Source organism: Bradyrhizobium diversitatis (assembly GCF_016031635.1).
GTDB lineage: Bacteria > Pseudomonadota > Alphaproteobacteria > Rhizobiales > Xanthobacteraceae > Bradyrhizobium > Bradyrhizobium diversitatis.
Genome location: NZ_JACEGD010000013.1, coordinates 124,160 through 146,795, shown reverse-complemented (window position 1 = coordinate 146,795; position 22,636 = coordinate 124,160). Strand labels below are relative to the sequence as shown.

Sequence of the window (22,636 nt, the reverse complement as noted above, 5' to 3'; positions counted from 1 at the left end):
CCGATGTCCGACAGCGATGAGGCGCTGCTGGATCGTCCGATCTGGAGCGCGCTGACAACCAGCCAGAAGCACCTGGCGGAAGGCGGCCCGCGGGCGCTGCGCTATCCCGTGGACATGACCCCGTTTGCCGACATGGTCGACATGTCCGAGGCAAGCTTTGTGGCGCTCGGCGATCTCATGTCGGGCTCGCAAGTCGCGGTGCTGTTCACGCCCGAGCCGGTCGAAATTCCCGCCGGCTTCAAGGTGCTGCTCGCCGAGCCCGGCGAGCAGATGATCGGTTCGCCCGCCGACGCTTCGCTGCGCGATGCCGAGATCGTCCGCCTGGGCGCGGCCGACGTTCCCGCCATGATGGCACTGACCGAGCTGACCAAGCCCGGGCCGTTCGCGGCGCGGACGCACGAACTCGGCACCTTCCTCGGCATTCGCGCGCGCGGAGGGCTGGTCGCCATGGCCGGCGAGCGGATGAAGCCCGGAAATTTCACCGAGATGACGGCGGTCTGCGTGCATCCCGATCATCGCGGGCGCGGTTACGCACAGGCGTTGCTCGCCGCCATCGCGCGCCAGATCGAGGCGCGCGGGGAAATTCCGTTCCTGCACGTGTTCTCGAGCAATACGTCTGCCATTGCGCTGTACCAGCGGCAGGGCATGCGGACGAGGCGCCGCCTGCAGGTCACAGTGCTGATGAAGCAGGGATGAACCGCGCGATGGGCTTCATGTTGTGCGAAATCTCGCTATATCGATTCCAACCACAATTGGGGGGAGCCCATGGACGCCAGAACACCTGATTTTTCCGCCGTACGGACGGCGATGCAACGCTACGTCGATCAGGAGATCATTCCCGGCGTATCCTGGGCCGTGCTGCGCGGCCGCGAGGTGGTCGATCAGCAATGCGTCGGCTTTGCCGATCGCGAGGCGAACACTGCGCTGCGGCCCGACCACATCTTCCGCGCGTTCTCCAACACCAAGATCTTCGTGACCTGCGCGATCATGCTGCTGGTCGAGCAAGGGCGCATCGGGCTCGATGACCCCGTCGAAAAATTCCTGCCGCAGCTCGGCAATCGCAAGGTCCTGAAGCAGGACGCTTCGAGCCTTGCCGATGTCGAACCGGCGAAGAGCCCGATCACGATCCGCCAGCTTCTGACCCACACCTCCGGTCTCAGCTACGGCATCTTCGATCCCGGCACGGTGCTGTTCAAGGGCTACAACGATACGCGTGTGCTCAATCCATTGACCGCGCTCTCGGACATGATTGACAAGCTCGCCGATCTGCCGCTGTCCTATCATCCCGGCACCGCCTGGGAATATTCGGTCGCGACCGACGTGCTCGGCCGCGTCGCCGAAGTCGTCTTCGGCCAGCCGCTCGATGCCTTCCTCAAGGCGCGCATCTTCGATCCCCTCGGCATGACCGACACCGGTTTCCATGTCCCCGAGGCGGAGCAGGGCAAGCTGGTCGCGCTCTACAATGGCGCTGACGTGCTCGACCCGATGAAGCCGGGTCTCACGCGTGCCGACGATCTTCCCTTTCCGCAAGCCTATCGGCGGCCGTTCCCGAGGCTCTCGGGCGGCGGCGGTCTGGTCTCGACCTTGCCTGATATGCTCGCACTAATCCGCGCGCTGCTGCCCGGGTCTGACGCGCTGCTCAAGCCGGAGACGCTGCGGCTGATGATGACGAACCAGCTCCCGGCGGGGCAGACCATCCGTTTCGCCACGCTCGGCCCTATCCCCGGCAAGGGCTTTGGTCTCGGCGGCGCCGTCACCTTCGCGCCTACGCCTCTCGATCCCTCGAACTCGACCGGCGAATTCCAGTGGGGCGGCCTTGCCGGCACCCATTGGTGGATTTGCCCTGAGGCCAATACCGCCGGCGTGCTGATGGCCCAGCGCTACATGGGCTTCTGGAATCCGTTCTTCTTCGAGTTCAAGCGCCTGGCCTATCAGGCGGTCGGAGGCTGACCGCCAAAAAATTGCACGCGCCCGCGAATCCTTTTCGGCCAGCGCGCCCTCTTGATGGTCGGGGTATTCAGCCTCGGCTCATCTCAGAGGATGCGATATCGGAATCCATAGATTGCCAAACTATCTCGGCCTCGATGGATTTCGCTACGGCTGGGTCGCAGCCTGGATCGACGAGCGCGGCGATCACGGCTTCGACTACTCGCCGGGCCTGACGCGCCTGCTCGCGCTGCCGCATGCGCGCGCGATGATCGACATGCCGATCGGATTGAATCCGAGCGGCTACCGCGCTTGCGATCTACGCGCCCGCGAGCTGATTGGCCCCGCCGTATTTCTCGGTGCGCGCCGCGACCTCTGGACATTCCCGGACATGGCCACGGCCAATCGGCATTACTGGGAGCAGGAAGGCAAGGGCAGGGGCGTGTCGGCGCAGCTCTGGAATATCAGGGATAAGATCAGCGAGGTCGACGAGGTCATGACGCCGGCGCGGCAGGCGACGATCGGCGAAGCGCATCCGGAATTGGTGTTCTGGAATCTGGCAGGGCGCGTGCGGCTCGCGCCGAAGACGTCGCCGCGGGGCCGCGAGCAACGCGTTGCGCTGCTGAGAGACCGGGGCTTCAGCAAGGTCGAAAGATGGCTGACGCTTCGCCACGGCACCGGCATCGGCCGCGACGATCTCATCGATGCGTGCGCCTGCGCGGTCGCGGCACGCGACAGTACGCAACGTGTCGGCGGCGAGGAGATCGATCCGCGCGGATTGCGGATGGAGATCAACTGTTGAGGTCAGCCCTCCCAATCGCCATTGTTTTCGAAATGGCTGCGACTATTGCGGCCTGGATTCGAGGAGACGCCCTCGTCGTTCAGTCTTGTTGCTCTCGCTTGGTATTCGTCGGCCATCGCTCGCAACCGTTGCGCGGCTTCGCTGTGCGCGAGATCGTTCGCGACGCGGCGACAGCGTTCAGCGTGATCGAGCAGAGCGCGTTTCTCGATGTTCATCCAGCGACAACGCTCGAGGAGGGCATTGGTCCCTCCGCGGGCTGCCGGAACAGCGCGATGTCTTCGCAGCGCAATCCGGGAAAAAATAGCAATATTTCAATGTCGCCTCGGAACGTGGCGCTGGAGCCGACGTTTTATGCCATAGGCTGTTGAGGGACAAAATGCCATGTACGACGTGTGCCAATTGGCGACCGCGATGCTCGCGATCGCCTTTACGGCCGTGCTGTTGATCACGGGTGAACGGTTCATCGAGCATCGACTGCAGCATGAGGCAATGACCCCGATCGTGGCGATGGCAACGCTGCCGCGATAGGCGCAGGTTCGCCGGGACGAAGTGTGACTTGCGCCGCACGGCGCCTCGCCTAGATTGAGCACGCCTCAGTCCATGCACCAAAGGTCCCGATGTCCGATCTGTCCGCCTTTCCCATCACCAAACGTTGGCCGGCGAAACGTCCCGAACTGCTCCAGCTCTATTCCTTGCCAACGCCAAACGGCGTCAAGATCTCGATCATGCTGGAGGAGATCGGACTTCCCTACGAAGTCCATCTGGTCGATTTCGGCAAGGACGATCAGAAGACGCCGGAGTTTCTCTCGCTCAATCCGAACGGCAAGATCCCGGCGATCCTCGACCCCAACGGTCCCGGGGGCAGGCCGCTGCCGCTGTTCGAGTCTGGAGCGATCCTGCAATACCTTGCAGAGAAGACCGGCAAGCTCCTGCCTGAGGATGCTGCGCGGCGCTACCAGACCATCCAGTGGGTGCACTTTCAGATGGGCGGCATCGGGCCGATGTTCGGCCAGGTCGGCTTCTTCCACAAATTCGCCGGCAAGGATTTCGAGGACAAGCGGCCGCTCGAGCGTTACGTCGATGAGTCCAAACGCCTGCTCGGCGTGATGGAGACGCATCTTTCCGGCCGGAGGTGGTTCATGGACGACGACTACACCATCGCCGACATCTCCATGCTCGGCTGGGTGCGGAATCTCATCGGGTTCTACGGCGCCGGCGATCTCGTGGCGTTCAGCCGGTTCAAGGCGGTCGGCGCCTGGCTCGAACGCGGGCTGGCGCGTCCGGCGGTGCAGCGCGGGCTGAACATTCCGAAGCGGCCGTGACCTTCCCTAGAACAGGCGTCCGCCGTTCGGCACAGGCCTGCTCGGCTGCACCAGCACGACCTTGCCGTTTGCATCGGGGAAGCCGAGGGTCAGCACCTCGGACACGACTGGGCCGATCTGACGCGGCGGGAAGTTGACGACGGCCGCGACCTGTTGCCCAACGAGGGTATCGAGCGGGTGGTTTTCGGTGATCTGGGCCGAGCTCTTGCGCACGCCGATGGCGGGGCCGAAATCGATCCAGAGACGCCAGGCCGGCTTGCGCGCCTCCGGAAACGGCTTGGCGTCGACGATGGTGCCGACACGGACATCGACCGCGAGGAAGCTGTTGAAGTCGATCGTCGGTGAGGCGGCAGCTGCGGGATCGTGGGTAACGTGCATGGGATGTCCGCTCGGAGAGTTGGGGTGTTCGCAATATTGTCGCGCGAACCGGAGTTTCGTACAACGCCGCAACCGAAGCATCACGCATGCGCGAGGAAACGTCTTGTCCAACATCATCTACGGCATCAAGAACTGCGACACCATGAAGAAGGCCCGCGCCTGGCTCGATGCTCATGGCGTGCCTTACGGGTTTCACGACTACAAGGCGGCGGGCGTGGAGAAGGACAAGCTCAAGCAGTGGAGCGACAAGGTCGGCTGGGAGACGCTGCTCAATCGCGCCGGGACGACCTTCAAGAAGCTCCCGGACTCCGACAAGGAAGGCTTGAGCGAGAAGAAGGCGTTGGCATTGATGCTAGCGCAACCATCGATGATCAAGCGGCCGGTGCTGGAAATCGGCAGCAAGCTGTTGGTCGGCTTCAGGCCGGATGTCTATGCCAAGGAGGTCGGCGCCAAAGGGCGCTGACCGCTAGTTCAGCTCGATGGTCTCGGCGGTGATGCAAGGCTCCGGCTGGTCGGAGAACTCGACCGTCTCTGCGGGGGCGATGCGGGCAGGGGCGCGATGAAACAGCTCCCGATCGATCACAGCGCGTAGCTTTGGACGCGGCAGCGCGTCATTTCCGCGCATCAGGTTCTTGATCTCGAAGCCGCCGTCCTCGCAGAAGGTCTTGATCGACGCGACGACGTGACAGACCTTGCCGTCGGTCTGGAAGGGCAGCAGCAGCCGTTCATAGGCGACGATGCGCCCGTAGACGTCCTCGACATTGGCGACGCTGTAGACGGGCAACCCGCGCGCGACGCATTCATGATAGATCGGCAACACGTACGGCGCGAGCCGCGGCCCGACGTAATCATCGAGCGAAACGCCCTTGCCGGTATGCCCATAGGCGCGCGAGATGCGCGTGCCTTCGCTCTGGATGACGAGGCGCGGCGTCGGCGTCGAAAATTCGACCGTATAGTAGATGAGATCCGAGAGCTCTTCCTCGAGCCGCGCGGGCTGATACTCCCAGATCGCCGGCGCGATCTGCTGGCGCGCATAAAGTCGCAGCCACGTGTTCAGGAGATCGCGTTGCCGGATCGATTTGACGACGGAGGGAGCGGCGTTTGCAAAATCCAAAGCAATATTCTCCGCACGGGAAGACGCGCGCATGATCCCGCTTGTGGGAAAATTTTCGATGAAGGCTGGCGCACGGAACGAAAGACCGTTAACGACGGCTTGATGGCCGGTGCCTTGCGAACCGGGAGGCCGGGCAGGCACGACATCCAGACATCTCCGACTAAGGGAGCATTTGTATCCCAGCCGGAGGCCTGACCTGCTCAGCTTTCCGCCTTGCCTAACCCCCGTCACCTCCGGCATATTCCGCGCCCGGAGGCGGCGCTCCGGGTGGGCTGCAAGTCCTCCGGACAGCCGAAGCAACAAGGACAGCCACGCGCCGTGTGCGGGCAGGGGGAAATCTGTTTGGCCGATGAGTTCATTCTCGAAACGGAAGGCTTGACCAAGGAGTTCGCGGGCTTCTTTGCCGTCCGCGACGTTGCGCTCAAGGTTCGCCGTGGGAGCATTCATGCGTTGATCGGCCCGAACGGGGCCGGCAAGACGACCTGCTTCAATCTTCTGACCAAGTTCCTCAAGCCGTCGGCCGGGAAAATCCTGTACAAGGGGCAGGACATCACCGCGATGGCGCCGGCGGATGTGGCCCGCATGGGCCTTGTGCGTTCGTTCCAGATCTCGGCGGTGTTTCCGCATCTCACCGCGCAGGAGAACGTCCGTGTCGCGCTTCAGCGTCAGCATGGCTCTTCGTTCGATTTCTGGCGCTCCAAGTCCGTGCTCAACCGCTTCAATGATCGCGCGCGCGAGCTGCTCAACGATGTCGGCCTCAGCGAGTTTGCAAACACGCCGGCGGTCGAGATGCCCTACGGGCGCAAGCGCGCACTCGAGATAGCAACCACGCTCGCGCTCGACCCGGAGATGATGCTGCTCGACGAGCCGATGGCCGGCATGGGCCACGAGGACATCGACAAGATCGCGGCGCTGATCAAGCGCATTTCGGCGAAATACACCATCCTCATGGTCGAGCATAATTTGAGCGTCGTGGCCAATCTCTCCGACATCATCACCGTGCTGACGCGCGGGCAGGTGCTCGCGCAGGGCCATTACTCCGAGCTCACCAAGGACGAGCGCGTCAAGGAAGCCTATCTGGGAGCCGGTCATGCCTGACACTGCGATCGCCGAGGCCCCGGCCAGGGCTGCGACCGGCGGACCTATCCTCCAGGTCCGCAACCTCGAAGCTTGGTACGGCGAGTCTCACATCCTGCACGGGATCAACTTCGACGTGAACGCGGGCGAGGTCGTCACCCTGCTCGGGCGCAACGGCGCGGGCAAGACCACCACGCTGAAGTCGATCATGGGCATCATCGGCAAGCGCACCGGCTCGGTGAAGTTCAACAACCAGGAGATCATCCGCGCGACCTCCGACAGGATCGCGCGGATGGGCATTGCCTTCTGCCCGGAGGAGCGGGGAATATTCGCCAGCCTCGACGTGCGGGAGAACTTGATGTTGCCGCCTGTCGTCCGCGAGGGCGGACTGCCGCTCGACCAGATCTTCGATCTGTTTCCGAACCTGAAGGAGCGGCTGGGCAGCCAGGGCACCAAGCTGTCGGGCGGCGAGCAGCAGATGCTCGCGATCGCGCGCATCCTGCGCACCGGCGCGAGCTTCCTGATGCTGGACGAGCCGACCGAGGGCCTTGCGCCCGTCATCATCCAGCAGATCGGTCACACCATTGCGCGGCTCAAGAAGGAGGGCTTCACGATCCTCCTGGTCGAGCAGAACTTCCGCTTCGCCTCGACCGTGGCCGACCGCTACTATGTGGTCGAGCACGGCAAGATCATTGACGGGTTTTCCAACGCGGAGCTTGCCGCCAATATGGACAAGCTCCACACCTATCTCGGTGTTTAGCCGAGCAGGCCGGACGATCAAGAGCGACTATCAAAGGAATATTGGGAGGCGGATTATGAAGCACAGCATTTCGGCAATGTTGCTCGGGACGGCCCTGGCGCTCGGTGCGGCAGGTGGCGCAGTCGCGCAGGACAAGAACATCAAGATCGGCGTGCTGACCGACAATTCGGGACTCTATGCCGACCTCGGTGGCCCTGGCTCGACCGTCGCCGCGCAGATGGCGATCGAGGATTCCGGGCTCGCTGCCAAGGGCTGGAAGCTCGACTTGATCTCCGCCGACCATCAGAACAAGCCCGACATCGGCTCCACGATTGCCCGGCAATGGATCGACGTCGAGAAGGTCGACATCTTCATGGATGTCCTGAACTCCGGCGTTGCGCTGGCGGTGAACAACATCGTCAAAGAGAAGAATTCCATCCTGATCGACACAGGTGCGGCGACGTCGGATCTCACCAACGCGCAATGCTCGCCGAACACGATCCACTGGGTCTATGATACCTATATGCTGGCCAACAGTACCGGGCAGGCGCTGGTGAAGGCGGGCGGCGACACATGGTATTTTCTCACCGCGGACTACGCCTTTGGCCATGCCCTCGAGCGCGACACCGCCGCGGTCGTGGTGAAGTCGGGCGGCAAGGTGATCGGCAATGTCAAGCATCCCCTGAATACTGCCGACTTCTCGTCGTTCCTGCTTCAGGCGCAGGCCTCCAAGGCCAAGATCATCGGCATGGCGAATGCCGGCGGCGACACCACCAACACCATCAAGCAGGCGGCGGAGTTCGGCGTCGTCTCGGGCGGCCAGAAGCTTGCGGGCCTGCTTCTCTTCATCACCGACGTGCACTCGCTCGGTCTGAAGGTGGCGCAGGGCCTGAACTTCACCGAGACCTTCTACTGGGACCTGAATGACGGCACGCGCGCCTTCTCCAAACGCTTTTCCGAGCGCATGAAGAACAAGGCGATGCCTTCGATGGTGCAGGCCGGCGTCTATTCGGGCCTGCTCCACTATTTCAAGGCGCTGGAGGCGATGGGTGGCAACCCGCATGACGGGGCCAAGGTGGTCGCCAAGATGAAGGAGATGCCGACGGACGATCCGCTGTTCGGCAAGGGAACGATCCGCGTGGACGGTCGCAAGCTTCATCCCGCCTATCTGTTCGAGGTCAAGAAGCCCGAGGAATCCAAGGCGCCCTGGGACTATTACAAGCTGGTCGGCACGACCCCCGGCGACCAGGCCTTCCGGCCGCTGTCGGAAAGCGCCTGTCCGCTGGTGAAGAAGTAACCGTGAACGATGCAGGCCGGCGCGCAACGGCACCGGCCTGTTGTTGAGGAATAGAAGGGACCGGGTGCGGGATCGATGCAGGCTCTCTACGCTCAGCTACTGGTGGGATTGATCAACGGCTCGTTCTACGCGCTGCTCAGTCTCGGGCTTGCCGTGATCTTCGGCATGCTCAACATCATCAATTTCGCCCATGGCGCGCTCTACATGATGGGCGCCTTCGTCGCCTATTTCCTGCTGAACCTCGGCGGGATCAACTACTGGTGGGCGTTGCTGCTCGCGCCCATCATCGTCGGCATCTTCGGCATGATCCTGGAGCGGACCATGCTGCAATGGCTGACCGGGCTCGATCATCTCTATGGCCTGCTGCTGACCTTCGGCATCGCGCTGATCGTGCAGGGCGTGTTCCAGAACTATTTCGGTTCCTCCGGCCTGCCTTACGCCATTCCGGACCAGCTCAGGGGCGGCATGAATCTCGGCTTCATGTTCCTGCCCGTCTATCGCGGCTGGGTCGTCGTGTTCTCCCTCGTCGTGTGCCTTGCGACCTGGTTCCTGATCGAGAAGACGCAGCTCGGCGCCTACCTGCGCGCCGCCACTGAAAATCCGACGCTGGTGCGTGCCTTCGGCATCAACGTGCCGCGCATGATCACGCTGACCTATGGTCTCGGCGTCGGCCTTGCCGCGCTCGCCGGCGTGCTCTCGGCGCCGATCAACCAGGTGCGGCCGCTGATGGGCGCCGACCTCATCATCGTCGTGTTCGCGGTGGTCGTGATCGGCGGCATGGGTTCGATCATGGGCTCCATCATCACCGGCTTCGCGCTCGGGGTGATCGAGGGCCTGACCAAATATTTCTACCCCGAGGCGTCCAACACCGTCGTGTTCGTGCTGATGGTGCTGGTGCTCTTGGTGAAGCCAACGGGATTGACGGGAAGGGCGGCCTGAGATGACAACCCTGACGGACGACACGCTGCCGGCAACCCCGCGCGCGATGCGCGACGAGATGATCGTGTTCGTGCTGATGGCGCTGCTGCTGGCGGCCGTGCCGTTCACCGGCGTCTACCCGTTCTTCGTGATGCAGGCGCTGTGCTTCGCGCTGCTCGCCTGCGCCTTCAATCTCTTGATCGGCTATGGCGGCCTGCTGTCCTTCGGCCACGCGATGTTCCTGGGCACGGCGGGCTATTGCAGCGCGCATGCGCTGAAAGTGTGGGCGCTGCCGCCGGAGCTCGGCATCCTCGTCGGCATCGCTGCGGCGTTCGTGCTGTCGATCATCACCGGCTACATCTCGATCCGCCGCCAGGGCATCTATTTCTCGATGATCACGCTGGCGCTGTCGCAGCTCCTGTACTTCATCTATCTCCAGGCTCCATTCACCCACGGCGAGGACGGCATCCAGGGCATCCCGCAGGGACACATGTTCGGCATCTTCGATCTGTCCAAGCCGACGGTGCTCTACTACGTCGTGCTGGTCGGGTTCCTCGCCGGCTTCCTCTTGATCTTCCGCATCATCAACTCGCCGTTCGGCGAGGTGCTGAAGGCGATCCGCGAGAACGAGCCGCGGGCGATCTCGCTCGGTTACCGCACAGACCAGTACAAGTTCCTCGCCTTCGTGCTCTCCGGCACGCTGGCCGGCTTTGCCGGCTCGCTGAAAGTGTTCGTGGCGCAGAACGCCTCGCTCACCGACGTGCACTGGACGATGTCGGGCGAAGTCGTGCTGATGACGCTGGTCGGCGGTCTCGGCACCATCTTTGGTCCCGTGGTCGGCGCCTTCGTCATCATTGCTATGCAGCAATATCTCGCAGGCTTCGGCCAGTGGGTGACGGTGATCCAGGGCGCGATCTTCGTGATCTGCGTGCTCACCTTCCGCCGCGGCATCATCGGCGAAATCGCGCATTACTTCCGCAGGTCGCTCTAAGCGATTGATCTTGCATCAATTTCACTGGTGCATGAAAGCGGTGGATGACCCGGCTCCGTGGGCGTGAGATGACACGCGCGCGGATCGAAAATGGTCTATGACAGTTTCATGACAGCCCTCCGGGCCTGACCATTTCCAACCGGTAGCCTATCCCCATGATGCGTTGGTTTCGTGCGTTCCTTCCCAAGGAAGAACGGTTCTTCGATCTGTTCGACCGGCATGCCCAGACGGTGATCCAGGGCGCGATCGCGCTCCAGGGCATGCTCAATGGGGGCGAGGAGACGCCGGTCTATTGCCAGCGCGTCAACCAGTTCGAGAACGACGCCGACAACATCACCCGTGAGGTGCTGACGGCGGTGCGGCGCACCTTCATCACCCCGTTCGACCGCGGCGACATCAAGAACCTCATCACGTCGCTTGACGATGCCATCGACCAGATGCAGCAGACGGCCAAGGCGGTCATGCTGTTCGAGGTCCGTACCTTCGAGCCGCCCATGCGCGAGATCGGCGGGCTCCTGATCGAATGCGCCAATCTGGTCGGGCGTGCGCTGCCGCTGATGCAGTCGATCGGTCCGAACGTCGCCATGCTGACCGCCATCACCGAAGAGCTCGGCAAGCTGGAGGGCCGGGTCGATGATCTCCACGACATCGGCCTGAAGGAGCTGTTCCTGAAGCATCGCGAGGGCAATGCGATGGATTTCATCGTCGGCGTCGAGATCTACGATCATCTCGAGAAGGTGGCCGATCGCTTCGATGACGTCGCGAACGAGATCAACAGCATCGTCATCGAGCAGGTGTAGCGCATGATCCGGAAAAGTGTGCAGCGGTTTTCCTTCGCGACAAACGCAAAACGCGTTTGCGCGGAGATCATGCGCCAACTTTAAGGCAGGGCCGCCGTGGATGCCGCGTTGGGTCTTCCCATCCTGGTCGGCTTGATCGCCGTCGCGCTGCTGTTCGACTTCCTGAACGGCCTGCACGACGCCGCCAATTCGATCGCGACCATCGTCTCGACCCGCGTGCTGCGCCCGCAATTCGCGGTGTTTTGGGCCGCCTTCTTCAATTTCATCGCCTTCATGGTGTTCGGACTGCACGTCGCCCAGACCATCGGCACCGGCATCATCGATCCCGCGGTCGTCGACGCCCAGGTGATCTTCGCAGCGCTGGTCGGCGCGATCGTCTGGAACCTCGTGACCTGGGCGCTCGGCATCCCGTCGTCGTCGTCGCACGCGTTGATCGGCGGCCTCGTCGGCGGCGGCATGGCCAAGGCGGGGATTTCGGCCGCGGTATGGAGCGGCCTGTCCAAGACGGTGCTGGCAATCGTGCTGTCGCCGCTGGTCGGCTTCCTGCTCGCCATGATGCTGGTGGCGATCGTCTCCTGGGCCTCGGTGCGCTCGACGCCGTTCGCGGTCGATCGCGCCTTTCGCATCCTGCAATTCGCCTCCGCCTCGCTCTATTCGCTCGGCCATGGCGGCAACGACGCGCAGAAGACCATGGGCATCATCGCGGTGCTGCTCTATTCGCAGGGTCATCTCGGCACCGAGTTCTCGGTGCCGTTCTGGGTGGTGCTGTCCTGCCAGGCGGCGATGGCGCTTGGCACGTTGATGGGCGGCTGGCGCATCGTCCGCACCATGGGCCTGCGCATCACGAAATTGACGCCTATGCAGGGCTTTTGCGCCGAGACGGGGGGCGCCGCGACCCTGTTCATGGCGACCTATCTCGGAGTTCCCGTCTCGACCACTCACACCATCACCGGTGCCATCGTCGGCGTCGGCGCCGCCCGCCGCGTCTCGGCGGTGCGCTGGAACGTCGCAAGCTCGATCGTCTATGCCTGGGTGATCACGATCCCGGCCTCGGCCATCGTCGCGGCGCTGACGTGGTGGCTGGTCCAGATCTTCGTCAGGTGACGAGCTTCAGTCCGATGATCCCGGCGACGATCAGGGCGATGCTGGCAAGGCGCATGGCCGTCGCCGGCTCGCCGAACAGGACAATGCCGAGCGTCGCGGTGCCCACCGCGCCGATGCCGGTCCAGACCGCATAGGCGGTTCCGACGGGAAGGGATTTGAGCGCAAATCCGAGCAGGATGACGCTGCCGGCCATGGCAACCAGGGTGATCACCGACGGCAAAAGCCTGGTAAACCCCTCAGTGTATTTCAGGCCGATCGCCCAGGTGATCTCGAGAAGGCCGGCGACAAACAGGATGCTCCAGGCCATGACGACCCCTCCATTTCAGGCAGGGTCGTCCCCGCGGCTGAGGTGCTGAGAAACGGAAGGCCGTCCTTCCCGAAAGCCGATATGGGGCTGGCCGAATGGCTCCGCAATCACCAAATGAGGCTTGATCAGGCCCGTTTTCCCTGCCACACGCTCCCGCCATGTCCGACATCGCCATCACCACAGCCGAATCGCCGGCCCGTTCCCCGCTTGCCGCTGAAGTGGCGCGGCGGCGGACCTTTGCGATCATCTCCCACCCTGACGCCGGCAAGACCACGCTGACCGAGAAGCTGCTGCTGTTCGGCGGCGCCATCAATCTTGCCGGCCAGGTCAAGGCCAAGGGCGAGCGGCGCAATACGCGTTCCGACTGGATGAAGATCGAGCGCGAACGCGGCATCTCGGTCGTGACCTCGGTGATGACCTTCGAATTCGAAGGCCTCGTGTTCAACCTCCTCGACACGCCGGGCCACGAGGACTTTTCGGAAGACACCTATCGCACGCTCACCGCGGTCGATTCCGCCGTGATGGTGATCGACGCCGCCAAGGGCATCGAGGCGCGCACCCGGAAGCTGTTCGAGGTGTGTCGCCTGCGCGACATTCCGATCATTACCTTCATCAACAAGATGGACCGCGAGAGCCGCGACGTTTTCGAGCTGCTCGACGAGATCGAGAAGACGCTGGCGCTCGATACCACGCCGATGACCTGGCCGGTCGGTCGCGGCCGCGACTTCCTCGGCACCTATGACGTCGTCAATGGCGGCGTGCGCCTGCTCGAAGGCGGTGGCGCCAAGACCGGCGCGGCGCAGCAGATCGAGATCGAGGAACTGGCCAAGCTCAACGCCAATCTCGACGTCGCGGCCGTGAAGGACGAGCTCGAGCTCGTCACGGCGGCGTCAAAGCCGTTCGAACTCGGGGCGTTCCGCGAAGGCCATCTGACGCCGGTCTATTTCGGCAGCGCGCTGCGCAATTTCGGCGTCGGCGACCTGCTGGAAGGTCTCGGCAAGTTCGCGCCCGAGCCGCGTGCGCAGGACAGCGACCAGCGCAAGGTCGAGGCCACCGATCCGCGCATGAGCGCCTTCGTGTTCAAGATCCAGGCCAACATGGATCCGAACCACCGCGACCGCATCGCCTTCGCGCGGCTCTGCTCCGGCAAGCTCAGCCGCGGCATGAAGGCGAAGCTGGTGCGCACCGGCAAGAGCATGCCGCTGTCGAGCCCGCAATTCTTCTTCGCCCAGGACCGCTCGGTCGCGGACGAAGCCTTCGCCGGCGACGTCGTCGGCATTCCCAACCACGGCACGCTGCGCATCGGCGATACGCTGACGGAGGGGGAGGATTTCAACTTCGTCGGCGTGCCGAGCTTCGCTCCGGAAATCGTCCGCCGCGTCCGTCTCACCGACGCGATGAAGGCGAAGAAGCTGAAGGAAGCGCTGCAGCAGATGTCGGAGGAGGGCGTGGTGCAGGTGTTTCGCCCGCGCGACGGCGCGCCGGCGCTGGTCGGCGTGGTCGGGGCGCTCCAGCTCGACGTGCTGAAGGCGCGGCTCGAGGCGGAATATTCGCTTCCAGTCGAGTTCGAGGTCAGCGAATTTCAGCTGGCGCGCTGGGTCTCCTCGGAGGACCGCAAGAAGCTCGACACCTTCATCGCCGCCAACACTTCCAGCATCGCCGACGACGTCGACGGCGATCCCGTGTATCTCGCCCGGAACGAATTCTATCTCGGCTACACCAGGGAGCGCGCCGAGGGCATCGAGTTCAGCAACGTCAAGGACGTCAAGAAGAAGGGGTAGTGTTTCCCGGACGTTCTCGTGATGCTGGACGGCAACGCTCAGCGAGGTAGACGGTCATGAGGCGGCGCGAATTCATCATGTTCGCTGCAGGCGCGGCGACCTACCCACTTGGCGCATCCGCGCAAGGTGATGTGAGGCGAATCGGTGCGCTGGCGGGAGGCAAGGCCAGCGATCCGGAGAGCCAGGCCAGCTACCAAAAACTGAGGCAGCGTCGGGGTGAACTCGGTTGGGAGCAGGGACGTAACATCCATATCGAATATCGCTGGTGGGCCGGCGATCCGAATCTGGCGGATGCCCAGGCCGCCGAACTGGTTGATATGCGGCCGGACGTGCTTCTGGCAATCAGTACTCCGTCGGTGGAAGTCTTTAGGCGACGTGCGCCGACCTTGCCGATTGTCTTCACGGTCGTTGCCGATCCAGTGGGTGCCGGTTTCGTGCAAAGTCTCGGCAAGCCGGGTGGAAACATTACGGGCTTCACGACGTTCGAGCCCGCCATGGCCGGCAAGTGGCTGCAACTGCTCAAGCAGGCGGCACCGGCGATACGAAGGGTCGCCGCGGTCTTCAATCCGCGAACAGCACCCATGATCTTGATGCCCTCCGTGGAGGCGTTCATTCCGGCAGTCCAGCTCCAGCTTGTTCCGGCGCCGGCGCACAATGCCGCCGAGCTCGAACAGGCAATCTCGCGCTTTGCGGAGGAGCCGAACGAATTCCAGTTCCTGCTCAATCTCAAGACGGCCAGCGCGCTGGGGCTGAGTTTGCCGCCCACGCTGGTGGCACAAGCGGATCAGATTATCGAGTGAAGCGAACCATCGCGGCCAGCCTTGAACCTTTCACAGCCGTTGCCACTTATTGCAAATACCATTTCGGTCTCGACGCATGTGGCGCTGCATTCATGTTCTTCTGTTGCTGGTAACAATCTCGGCCGTCGCCGACGCGCGGAGCCGCCCTCTCGAAGAGGAGCCGTTCTCGTATGAGCCGTGCGGCGGGCCGTTTCAGGGACCTTGCATCACCGAAATTCCATTTCCATTCGGCGAGACTCTCCAGCTCACGGTCGAAAGCGTTCCATCGCAAGCCGACATTGCGAAGTACCGGCGGCCCGATCATGACCTTGATACGATCGGCGACCTCTTCGCCGAGCTGCGTTCGTGTTGGTCACCTCCTCCCGCTGACCAGGCGCGGGCGGGCATGCAGATGTCGGTGCGGTTCAGCCTCAACCGATCGGGCGGTCTGATCGGCCCGCCGCGCGTGACATTTGCGACCGCGGGCGTCCCCGCCGACACCCGCGCGACCTATCTCAATGCCATCAACGCATCGTTGAAGGCCTGCCTGCCGCTGAAATTCACCAGCGGCTTTGGCGGCGCGCTGGCGGGCAAGCCGATCGCGATCCGCTATGTCGACAATCGCGAGCTTGCGAAGTAGCACCGCTCCGTCTCCTCATCCCGAGTAGCGCGCATCGCGCGCGTCTCGAAGGATGAAAGGCCCCGCTGTCGCACAGCCGGGCCTGCATTGTTCGAGACGGCGCTGATGCGCCTCCTCACCATGAGGAGGAAGAGTTGCGACCGCGAGCCAATCGATGATACCTCAGAGGCGGGGGCTGTGGCCAAAAGGGGAGGATGTCGTGGGTCTGCTGGTCATGATCCTGGGGCTTGCGCTGTTTTTTGCGGCGCATGTGTTCACCACCAAACGCGAGATGCGCGCCGAGGCGATCGCAAGGCTGGGCGAGGGGTCCTACAAGATCCTCTATTCGCTCATCTCGCTGGCGGGGCTCGCGATGATCATCTGGGGCTATGCCCAGTATCGCGCCACCGGCTGGATCGACGTCTGGTATCCGCCGAAGGCGATGAAGCACATCACGCTCGCATTGATGCTGCCCGCGGTCATCCTGGTGGTGGCCTCTTACTTGCGCGGCCGCATCTATGTGACATTGAAGCACCCGATGCTGGCGGGCATCAAGCTGTGGGCTGCCGCGCACCTGCTCGCCAATGGCGATCTCGGCTCGATCATCCTGTTCGGCTCGTTCCTGGGCTGGGCGGTGTATGACCGCATTTCGCTCAAGCATCGCACCGACGCCGGCGGCCCGCCGATTCCGGTCGGCGGCATCACCAACGATCTGATCGCAGTTGCGGTCGGCATCGTCGCCTATTTGGCGCTGGCGTTCGCGTTCCATCCGGTCGTGATCGGTGTTCCCGTCATCGGTGTCTAGCCGGTCAGCACAAGACGAGACCCCGATGTCCGCGCGGAAGCTAGTAAGAGCAACAAGCCGAGGGCCTTCGATGGATTGGTCGCATTCGCAGATCCCGCCGATGCGGTATGAGGCGCGCTTTGGCGATCGGGTCGTGCCCGCCTTCCGGGATCGGCCCGCGAGCCTGTGGGCGATGATCGCGGAAGCCTGCGCCCGCAATCCCGACGGTGAAGCGCTGATCGCGGGGAATGTCCGCCTGAGCTGGCAGCAGGCCGTGGAGCAGGCCGCACGAATTGCAGCGGGATTTCGCAGGCTCGGATTGCAGCGCGGCGACCGTATCGCGATCCTGCTCGGTAACCGCGTCGAGTTTCCCCTGCTGCTGTTTGCCGCCGCGCATGAGGGGCTGGTGACGGTGCTGCTCGGCCCGCGCCAACAGAAACCGGAAATCGCTTATGTGCTGACCGATTGCGGCGCAAAGATCCTGATCCACGAAGCGGCGCTCGCCGAGCGGCTGCCGGATGCGCAGGATGTGCCCGATGTGATGCACCGTATCGCCGTCGATGATGATCCGGCTCTGTCGCGTTTCGCGGTGCTCGCCGACAACCCGTCGGCGGCGGCGCCTGTCGAGGTCGGCGAGGAGGACACCGCGATGATCCTCTACACCTCGGGCACGACAGGCAAGCCGAAGGGCGCGATGCTGGCCCATTGCAACATCGTGCATTCCTCGATGGTCTTCGTCTCCTGTCTGCAATTGACGGAAGCCGACCGTTCCATCGCAGCGGTGCCGCTCGGCCATGTCACCGGCGTCGTCGCCAACATCACCACCATGATCCGCTGCGGCGGCGCGCTGATCATCATGCCGGAGTTCAAGGCCGCCAATTACCTCAAGCTCGCCGCGCGCGAGCGCGTCACCTACACGGTGATGGTGCCGGCGATGTACAATCTCTGCCTGCTGCAGCCCGATTTCGACGGCTACGATCTCTCGAGCTGGCGCATCGGCGGCTTTGGCGGCGCGCCGATGCCGGTCGCGACCATCGAGAAGCTCAAGGCGAAGATTCCCGGCCTGAAGCTGATGAATTGCTACGGCGCGACCGAGACGACATCGCCGTCGACGATCATGCCGGGCGAATTGACGGCGAGCCACATCGACAGCGTCGGCCTGCCGTGTCCCGGCGCGCGCATCATCGCCATGGGATCGGACGGGCGGGAGCTTCCTCCTGGCGAGATCGGCGAGCTCTGGATCCAGAGCGCCTCCGTCATCAAGGGCTATTGGAATAACCCCAAAGCCACTGCCGAAAGCTTCACCAGCGGGTTCTGGCACTCCGGCGATCTCGGCTCTGTGGATGCGGAGGGGTTCGTTCGCGTGTTCGACCGGCAGAAGGACATGATCAACCGTGGCGGCCTGAAGATCTATTCGGCCGAGGTCGAATCCGTGCTGGCGGGGCATCCCGCCGTGGTCGAGAGCGCGATCATTGCCAGGGCGTGCCCCGTGCTGGGCGAACGCGTCCACGCCGTCGTAGTGACACGCAGCTCGGTCGCGGACACCGAGTTGCGGGCCTGGTGCGCGGAGCGGCTGTCGGACTACAAGGTGCCCGAAACCATGGCGATCACGGCAGACCCGTTGCCGCGCAATGCCAACGGCAAGGTGCTGAAGCGGCAGCTGCGGGAACTCCTGGGGGCTTGAGCCGGGCAGCGGCCATCCCGGGCTCTCCCGGGTGGTTAACGCCTTGATCGGGCTCGCTTTGCCTTGCCACCGCCATATCGTTAGGGTACCTCGCCGCCAAGCGGGGACGGGATTCCTGACGCGGACGCTTCGGCGCGCGCACCCGGACGGGCATGGGATTAGCATAAGTGTCTGAATTATTTAACGAAGTCGACGAGGAAGTACGTCGCGAACAGCTCAAGAAGCTGTGGGACAAGTATTCGATCTACTTCATCGCCCTGATGGTGCTGGTCGTGGCCGCCGTCGGTGGCTGGCGCGGCTACCAATATCTGGAGGCCAGGAAGGCCGCCGAGGCCGGCGCCGCTTTCGAGAAGGCCGTCGAACTGTCCGAGCAGGACAAGCACGCTGACGCCGAGAAGGCCTTCACCGAGCTCGCCGCCACGGCTCCGTCCGGCTATCGCACCCTGGCGCGGCTGCGTGCCGCCGCCGAGGCCGCGAGCCGCGATCCCAAGGCCGCCGCGAAGATGTATGACGACATTGCCGCCGATCGCAGCGTCGGCGGGGAGTGGCAGGACCTGGCGAAGATCCGCGCCGCCGGCCTGCTGCTCGACAGCGCCAGCTACGCCGACATGCAGCAGCGGCTGGAGCCGTCCGCTGCGCCGAAGTCGACCTTCCGCCACAGCGCCCGTGAGATGCTGGCATTGTCGGCCTGGCGTAACAACGACTTGACCGCAGCCCGCAAATGGCTCGACGCGATTGACGGAGACGGCGAAACGCCGCCCGGCCTGCGCTCGCGCGCCGAGGCGCTCCAGGCCCTGCTGCCGCCCGTCGCCAAGAGCTGATGCCGGCCCTCTGACTTGAGACGAGAGACAAGATGCGCCGCACGCCACGCTTGATCGCAGCCGCCGTCCTGATCGCCTTCACGGGCGTGCTGGGCGGCTGCTCCAGCTTCGATCCAAGCGACATGCTCGACTTCCTCGACACCAAGAAGAAGCTGCCGGGCGACCGCAAGCCGGTCTTCCCGGAGGGCGTGCCGGGCCTCGAGCAGGGCGTGCCGAGGGAGCTGTACAAGGGCGCGCAGCAGCAGCCTGATCCGAACGCGCCTGCCGTCGCGGCTCTGCCCGCGGAGCCCCCGCCGGAACCCGCTAGGCCAGCGAAGGGGACCAAGGCGAAGCAGGCGAGGCAGCCAGCCGCAGCGGCGCCGGCTGAAGCGCCCGCCGGCGAGATCGACGGCGAGGCCCAGCCGGAGGCTGCGCCAGCCACGGCCGCTCCGCCGCCCAAGCACAAGATCGTCCGCAAGCGCACCACCGCACCGCCGCCGGATCAGCCCGTCCAGCAGGCGCAACCGGCCCAGACCACCCAGCAGCAATCGCAGAGTGCTTTCCCGGCGCCGCTGCCGAGTGGCAGCTTCTCGCGCTGATATTCTTCATTGCATTGACAGGCGCAGCCCCGGCAGCGCACGAAATGACCGATGTCCTTCACAATCGCCATCATCGGCCGGCCCAATGTCGGCAAATCGACGCTGTTCAACCGCCTGGTTGGACAGAAGCTCGCGCTGGTCGATGACCTGCCGGGCGTCACCCGCGACCGCCGCGAAGGCGAGGCCAGGCTCGGCGACCTCCAGTTCACCATCATCGATACCGCCGGCCTCGACGAGGGCGCCAAGGGCTCGCTGACCGCGCGCATGCAGGAGCAGACCGAAACCGCGATCGCGCAAGCCGACGCGCTGTTCTTCGTCGTCGATGCCCGCATTGGTCTCACGCCCACCGATCGCGCCTTCGCCGATTTCGCCCGCAAAGCCAACAAGCCGGTGCTGCTGATCGCCAACAAGAGCGAAGGCAAGCATGGCGATGCCGGCGCGATGGAGGCCTTTGCGCTCGGCCTCGGCGATCCCATCCAGATCTCCGCCGAACATGGCGAGGGCATGGGCGAGCTCTATGACGCGCTGGCCAAGCTGATGCCGGAGCCCGTTGACGAGGACGACGACGGCGAGGACGACGCGCCGATCTCGGAGGAGGAGGCCGCGACGCGTCCGATCCGGGTCGCCATCGTCGGCCGGCCCAATGCCGGCAAGTCGACGCTGATCAATCATCTGCTCGGCGAGGAGCGCCTACTGACCAGCCCGGAGGCTGGCACCACGCGCGATTCCATCGCGGTCGAGATCAACTGGAAGGGCCGCGATTTTCGCGTCTTCGACACGGCAGGCCTGCGCCGGCGCTCGCGGATCGAGGAGAAGCTGGAGAAGCTCTCGGTCGCCGATGCGTTGCGCGCGGTGCGCTTTGCCGAGGTCGTCGTGCTGATGATGGACACGCAGAACCGCTTCGAGGAGCAGGACCTGCGCATCGCCGATCTCATCGAGCGCGAGGGCCGGGCGGTCGTGCTCGCCGTCAACAAATGGGACCTGATGGAGACCAAGGGCGGCGGCGCGATCTCGGGTCTGCGCCGCGATGCCGATCATTGGCTGCCGCAGCTCAAGGGCGTGCCGATCGTCGCCGTCTCGGGCCTGATGGGCGAGGGCATCGACCGCCTGATGCAGGCGATCCAGGACGCCTACGCGGTCTGGAACAGGCGCGTGCCTACCTCCGCGCTCAATCGCTGGTTCGAGCAGGCGGTCCAGGCCAATCCGCCGCCGGCGGTCTCCGGCCGCAGGCTGAAGCTGAACTACATCACGCAGAACAAGGCGCGCCCGCCGAGCTTCGTGCTGTTTTGCTCGCGCGCGGACGCGGTGCCGCAATCTTACTTGCGCTACCTCACCAATTCCATGCGCGAGACCTTCGATCTCCCGGGCACGCCGGTGCGGATCACGCTGCGCGAGAAGGCCAATCCCTTCGCGCACAAGCGCAAGCGGCCGTCGTGAGCGACGGCGCCGGCGAGGCGGTCGCGGCACGTGCTGCGCCGGCCCGGCGCGGCGCGGTCGCCTTCATCTTCGTCACCATCCTGCTCGACATGGTCGCGCTCGGCGTGATCATGCCGGTCCTGCCGAAGCTGATCGAGAGCTTCGTCGACAACGACACCGCACATGCGGCGCGCATCTTCGGCCTGTTCGGCACCGCCTGGGCCTTGATGCAGTTCGTGTTCTCGCCGGTGCTTGGCGCGCTGTCGGATCGTTTCGGCCGGCGGCCGGTTGTGCTGCTGTCGAATTTCGGGCTCGCGGCCGATTACGTCTTGATGGCGCTGGCGCCGTCGCTTGCGTGGCTGTTCATCGGCCGCGTGATCTCCGGCATCACCTCGGCGAGCATCTCGACCGCCTTTGCCTATATCGCCGACATCACGCCGCCGGAGCGGCGCGCGGCGATCTTCGGCAGGATTGGTGCGGCCTTCGGCGCCGGCTTCATCTTAGGGCCAGCGCTCGGCGGCCTGCTCGGCGATATCGATCCGCGCCTGCCGTTCTGGGCCTCGGCGACCCTGAGCTTGGCCAATGCGCTCTATGGGCTCTTTGTCCTGCCGGAATCGCTCGCGCCCGACAAGCGCGCGCCGTTCCGCTGGAGGAATGCCAATCCGATTGGGGCGCTGCACCTGTTGCGATCCAACGCGGTGCTCGCCGCGTTGTCGGTCGTCAACTTCATCGCGCAGGTCGCGCATGTCGTGCTGCCCTCGACGTTCGTGCTCTATGCGACCTATCGCTACGGCTGGGAGTCCAAGACCGTGGGATTGACGCTAGCGATGGTCGGCATCTGCGCCATGGTGGTGCAGGGGCTCGCGATCGGGCCGATCGTGCGCGCGCTCGGCGAGCGGAACGCACTCCTGGTGGGCCTGTGCTGCGGCGCGCTCGGCTTCGTGGTCCTGGGCGTTGCGCCGACCGGACCGCTATCCTGGCTCGGCATTCCCATCTTGTCGCTGTGGGGCATCTCGGGTGCCGCTTCGCAATCGCTGATGACGCGGCTGGTCGCGTCCGATCAGCAGGGCCAGCTGCAGGGCGCGACCGCGAGCGTGCAGAGCGTGTCGCAGCTCGTCGGCCCGTTCCTGTTCACCCTGACGTTTTCATATTTCATCGGCGCCAGCGCGCCGCTGCATCTGCCCGGCGCGCCGTTCCTGCTCGCAGCGGTGCTGATGGTGGTGTGCGTGGCGATCGCGGTGCGGACGCTGGGTGCGACGAAGACGGCCTGATTGTCTGTCATGGCCGGGCTTGTCCCGGCCATCCACGTTCTTTCTCTCTGGCCTGAAACGTGGATGCCCGGGCCTTCGCCTCGCCGAAGCGGCTTCGGCCGCGCAGGCGGGACAAGCCCGGGCATGAC

General features: G+C 64.2%; 26 protein-coding genes. 23 read left to right on the top strand and 3 right to left on the bottom strand.

The genetic code is table 11. The features are described 5' to 3' along the window. Positions 1 to 3: 3 nt before the first annotated feature. From H1B27_RS16245 to H1B27_RS16220, 6 genes are all read left to right on the top strand, one after another. Positions 4 to 696 (top strand): GNAT family N-acetyltransferase, encoded by a 693-nt coding sequence (locus tag H1B27_RS16245; protein ID WP_197966728.1) that lies wholly within the window; start codon positions 4 to 6, stop codon positions 694 to 696. Positions 697 to 765: 69 nt separating this feature from the next. Continuing rightward, a complete protein-coding gene (locus H1B27_RS16240; RefSeq protein WP_197966727.1) occupies positions 766 to 1,950 on the top strand; it encodes a serine hydrolase domain-containing protein in 1,185 nt (394 codons plus the stop codon). Between the two features lie 112 nt (positions 1,951 to 2,062). After that, entirely contained in the window at positions 2,063 to 2,728 is a 666-nt protein-coding gene (locus tag H1B27_RS16235) for a DUF429 domain-containing protein (RefSeq protein ID WP_197966726.1), read from the top strand. Next, positions 2,725 to 3,096: a hypothetical protein gene (locus tag H1B27_RS16230; RefSeq protein ID WP_197966725.1), complete on the top strand. Its 372-nt coding sequence runs from the start codon at positions 2,725 to 2,727 to the stop codon at positions 3,094 to 3,096. The genes H1B27_RS16235 and H1B27_RS16230 overlap by 4 nt, the downstream gene beginning before the upstream one ends. A gap of 13 nt (positions 3,097 to 3,109) precedes the next feature. Continuing rightward, complete coding sequence (locus H1B27_RS16225; RefSeq protein ID WP_197488606.1) at positions 3,110 to 3,256, top strand: hypothetical protein; 147 nt, start codon at positions 3,110 to 3,112, stop codon at positions 3,254 to 3,256. An 89-nt stretch (positions 3,257 to 3,345) separates the two neighbouring features. Further along, positions 3,346 to 4,050, top strand: coding sequence for a glutathione S-transferase family protein (locus H1B27_RS16220; protein ID WP_197966724.1), 705 nt, complete (start codon positions 3,346 to 3,348; stop codon positions 4,048 to 4,050). 6 nt (positions 4,051 to 4,056) lie between these two features. Here the strand turns inward: H1B27_RS16220 and H1B27_RS16215 are convergent, their stop codons facing one another. Then, the gene (locus tag H1B27_RS16215; protein WP_158670023.1) at positions 4,057 to 4,428 is read right to left on the bottom strand and encodes a tRNA-binding protein; all 372 of its coding nucleotides are present in this window, start codon (positions 4,426 to 4,428) and stop codon (positions 4,057 to 4,059) included. Positions 4,429 to 4,531: 103 nt separating this feature from the next. On the opposite strand from H1B27_RS16215, the gene H1B27_RS16210 reads away from it, so the two are divergent. Then, positions 4,532 to 4,891 (top strand): ArsC family reductase, encoded by a 360-nt coding sequence (locus H1B27_RS16210; protein ID WP_197966723.1) that lies wholly within the window; start codon positions 4,532 to 4,534, stop codon positions 4,889 to 4,891. 3 nt (positions 4,892 to 4,894) lie between these two features. Here the strand turns inward: H1B27_RS16210 and H1B27_RS16205 are convergent, their stop codons facing one another. Beyond that, the gene (locus H1B27_RS16205) at positions 4,895 to 5,575 is read right to left on the bottom strand and encodes a PAS domain-containing protein (RefSeq protein WP_197966722.1); all 681 of its coding nucleotides are present in this window, start codon (positions 5,573 to 5,575) and stop codon (positions 4,895 to 4,897) included. Positions 5,576 to 5,884: 309 nt separating this feature from the next. On the opposite strand from H1B27_RS16205, the gene H1B27_RS16200 reads away from it, so the two are divergent. The 7 genes from H1B27_RS16200 to H1B27_RS16170 all read left to right on the top strand — a co-directional run bounded on the left by H1B27_RS16200 (position 5,885) and on the right by H1B27_RS16170 (position 12,468). After that, positions 5,885 to 6,640 carry an ABC transporter ATP-binding protein gene (locus H1B27_RS16200; protein ID WP_028178025.1) on the top strand — a complete coding sequence of 252 codons (756 nt, stop codon included), beginning with the start codon at positions 5,885 to 5,887 and terminating at the stop codon, positions 6,638 to 6,640. Continuing rightward, positions 6,633 to 7,379 (top strand): ABC transporter ATP-binding protein, encoded by a 747-nt coding sequence (locus H1B27_RS16195; RefSeq protein ID WP_197966721.1) that lies wholly within the window; start codon positions 6,633 to 6,635, stop codon positions 7,377 to 7,379. The genes H1B27_RS16200 and H1B27_RS16195 overlap by 8 nt, the downstream gene beginning before the upstream one ends. A 55-nt stretch (positions 7,380 to 7,434) precedes the next feature. Further along, positions 7,435 to 8,655 (top strand): ABC transporter substrate-binding protein, encoded by a 1,221-nt coding sequence (locus tag H1B27_RS16190; RefSeq protein WP_197966720.1) that lies wholly within the window; start codon positions 7,435 to 7,437, stop codon positions 8,653 to 8,655. Between the two features lie 75 nt (positions 8,656 to 8,730). Further along, the gene (locus H1B27_RS16185; RefSeq protein ID WP_027574219.1) at positions 8,731 to 9,594 is read left to right on the top strand and encodes a branched-chain amino acid ABC transporter permease; all 864 of its coding nucleotides are present in this window, start codon (positions 8,731 to 8,733) and stop codon (positions 9,592 to 9,594) included. A gap of 1 nt (position 9,595) precedes the next feature. After that, the gene (locus H1B27_RS16180; protein ID WP_061876715.1) at positions 9,596 to 10,564 is read left to right on the top strand and encodes a branched-chain amino acid ABC transporter permease; all 969 of its coding nucleotides are present in this window, start codon (positions 9,596 to 9,598) and stop codon (positions 10,562 to 10,564) included. Positions 10,565 to 10,719: 155 nt separating this feature from the next. Further along, positions 10,720 to 11,364: a DUF47 domain-containing protein gene (locus H1B27_RS16175; RefSeq protein WP_061876714.1), complete on the top strand. Its 645-nt coding sequence runs from the start codon at positions 10,720 to 10,722 to the stop codon at positions 11,362 to 11,364. A gap of 96 nt (positions 11,365 to 11,460) precedes the next feature. Beyond that, positions 11,461 to 12,468 carry an inorganic phosphate transporter gene (locus tag H1B27_RS16170; protein WP_061876713.1) on the top strand — a complete coding sequence of 336 codons (1,008 nt, stop codon included), beginning with the start codon at positions 11,461 to 11,463 and terminating at the stop codon, positions 12,466 to 12,468. Here the strand turns inward: H1B27_RS16170 and sugE are convergent. Next, a complete protein-coding gene (sugE, locus tag H1B27_RS16165) occupies positions 12,461 to 12,775 on the bottom strand; it encodes a quaternary ammonium compound efflux SMR transporter SugE (protein ID WP_197966719.1) in 315 nt (104 codons plus the stop codon). The two genes, H1B27_RS16170 and sugE, sit on opposite strands and share 8 nt — an antisense overlap. A 158-nt stretch (positions 12,776 to 12,933) precedes the next feature. Between sugE and H1B27_RS16160 the strand changes: the two genes are divergently transcribed. From H1B27_RS16160 to H1B27_RS16120, 9 genes are all read left to right on the top strand, one after another. After that, the gene (locus H1B27_RS16160) at positions 12,934 to 14,556 is read left to right on the top strand and encodes a peptide chain release factor 3 (protein WP_197966718.1); all 1,623 of its coding nucleotides are present in this window, start codon (positions 12,934 to 12,936) and stop codon (positions 14,554 to 14,556) included. Between the two features lie 56 nt (positions 14,557 to 14,612). Continuing rightward, positions 14,613 to 15,356, top strand: a complete 744-nt coding sequence (locus H1B27_RS16155; RefSeq protein WP_197966717.1) for an ABC transporter substrate-binding protein — start codon at positions 14,613 to 14,615, stop codon at positions 15,354 to 15,356. A 76-nt stretch (positions 15,357 to 15,432) separates the two neighbouring features. Next, positions 15,433 to 15,975 carry a UCP034077 family protein gene (locus H1B27_RS16150; RefSeq protein ID WP_197966716.1) on the top strand — a complete coding sequence of 181 codons (543 nt, stop codon included), beginning with the start codon at positions 15,433 to 15,435 and terminating at the stop codon, positions 15,973 to 15,975. 199 nt (positions 15,976 to 16,174) lie between these two features. Beyond that, on the top strand, positions 16,175 to 16,759 hold the full coding sequence (locus H1B27_RS16145; protein ID WP_082821888.1) for an NnrU family protein: 585 nt from the start codon (positions 16,175 to 16,177) through the stop codon (positions 16,757 to 16,759). Between the two features lie 70 nt (positions 16,760 to 16,829). Beyond that, positions 16,830 to 18,422: a class I adenylate-forming enzyme family protein gene (locus H1B27_RS16140; RefSeq protein ID WP_197966715.1), complete on the top strand. Its 1,593-nt coding sequence runs from the start codon at positions 16,830 to 16,832 to the stop codon at positions 18,420 to 18,422. 167 nt (positions 18,423 to 18,589) lie between these two features. Then, positions 18,590 to 19,243 carry a tetratricopeptide repeat protein gene (locus H1B27_RS16135; RefSeq protein ID WP_061876706.1) on the top strand — a complete coding sequence of 218 codons (654 nt, stop codon included), beginning with the start codon at positions 18,590 to 18,592 and terminating at the stop codon, positions 19,241 to 19,243. 32 nt (positions 19,244 to 19,275) lie between these two features. Beyond that, positions 19,276 to 19,821 carry a hypothetical protein gene (locus H1B27_RS16130; protein WP_061876705.1) on the top strand — a complete coding sequence of 182 codons (546 nt, stop codon included), beginning with the start codon at positions 19,276 to 19,278 and terminating at the stop codon, positions 19,819 to 19,821. A gap of 51 nt (positions 19,822 to 19,872) precedes the next feature. Next, the gene (gene der, locus H1B27_RS16125) at positions 19,873 to 21,258 is read left to right on the top strand and encodes a ribosome biogenesis GTPase Der (protein ID WP_197966714.1); all 1,386 of its coding nucleotides are present in this window, start codon (positions 19,873 to 19,875) and stop codon (positions 21,256 to 21,258) included. Next, on the top strand, positions 21,255 to 22,508 hold the full coding sequence (locus tag H1B27_RS16120; RefSeq protein ID WP_197966713.1) for a TCR/Tet family MFS transporter: 1,254 nt from the start codon (positions 21,255 to 21,257) through the stop codon (positions 22,506 to 22,508). The genes der and H1B27_RS16120 overlap by 4 nt, the downstream gene beginning before the upstream one ends. Positions 22,509 to 22,636: the final 128 nt, after the last annotated feature.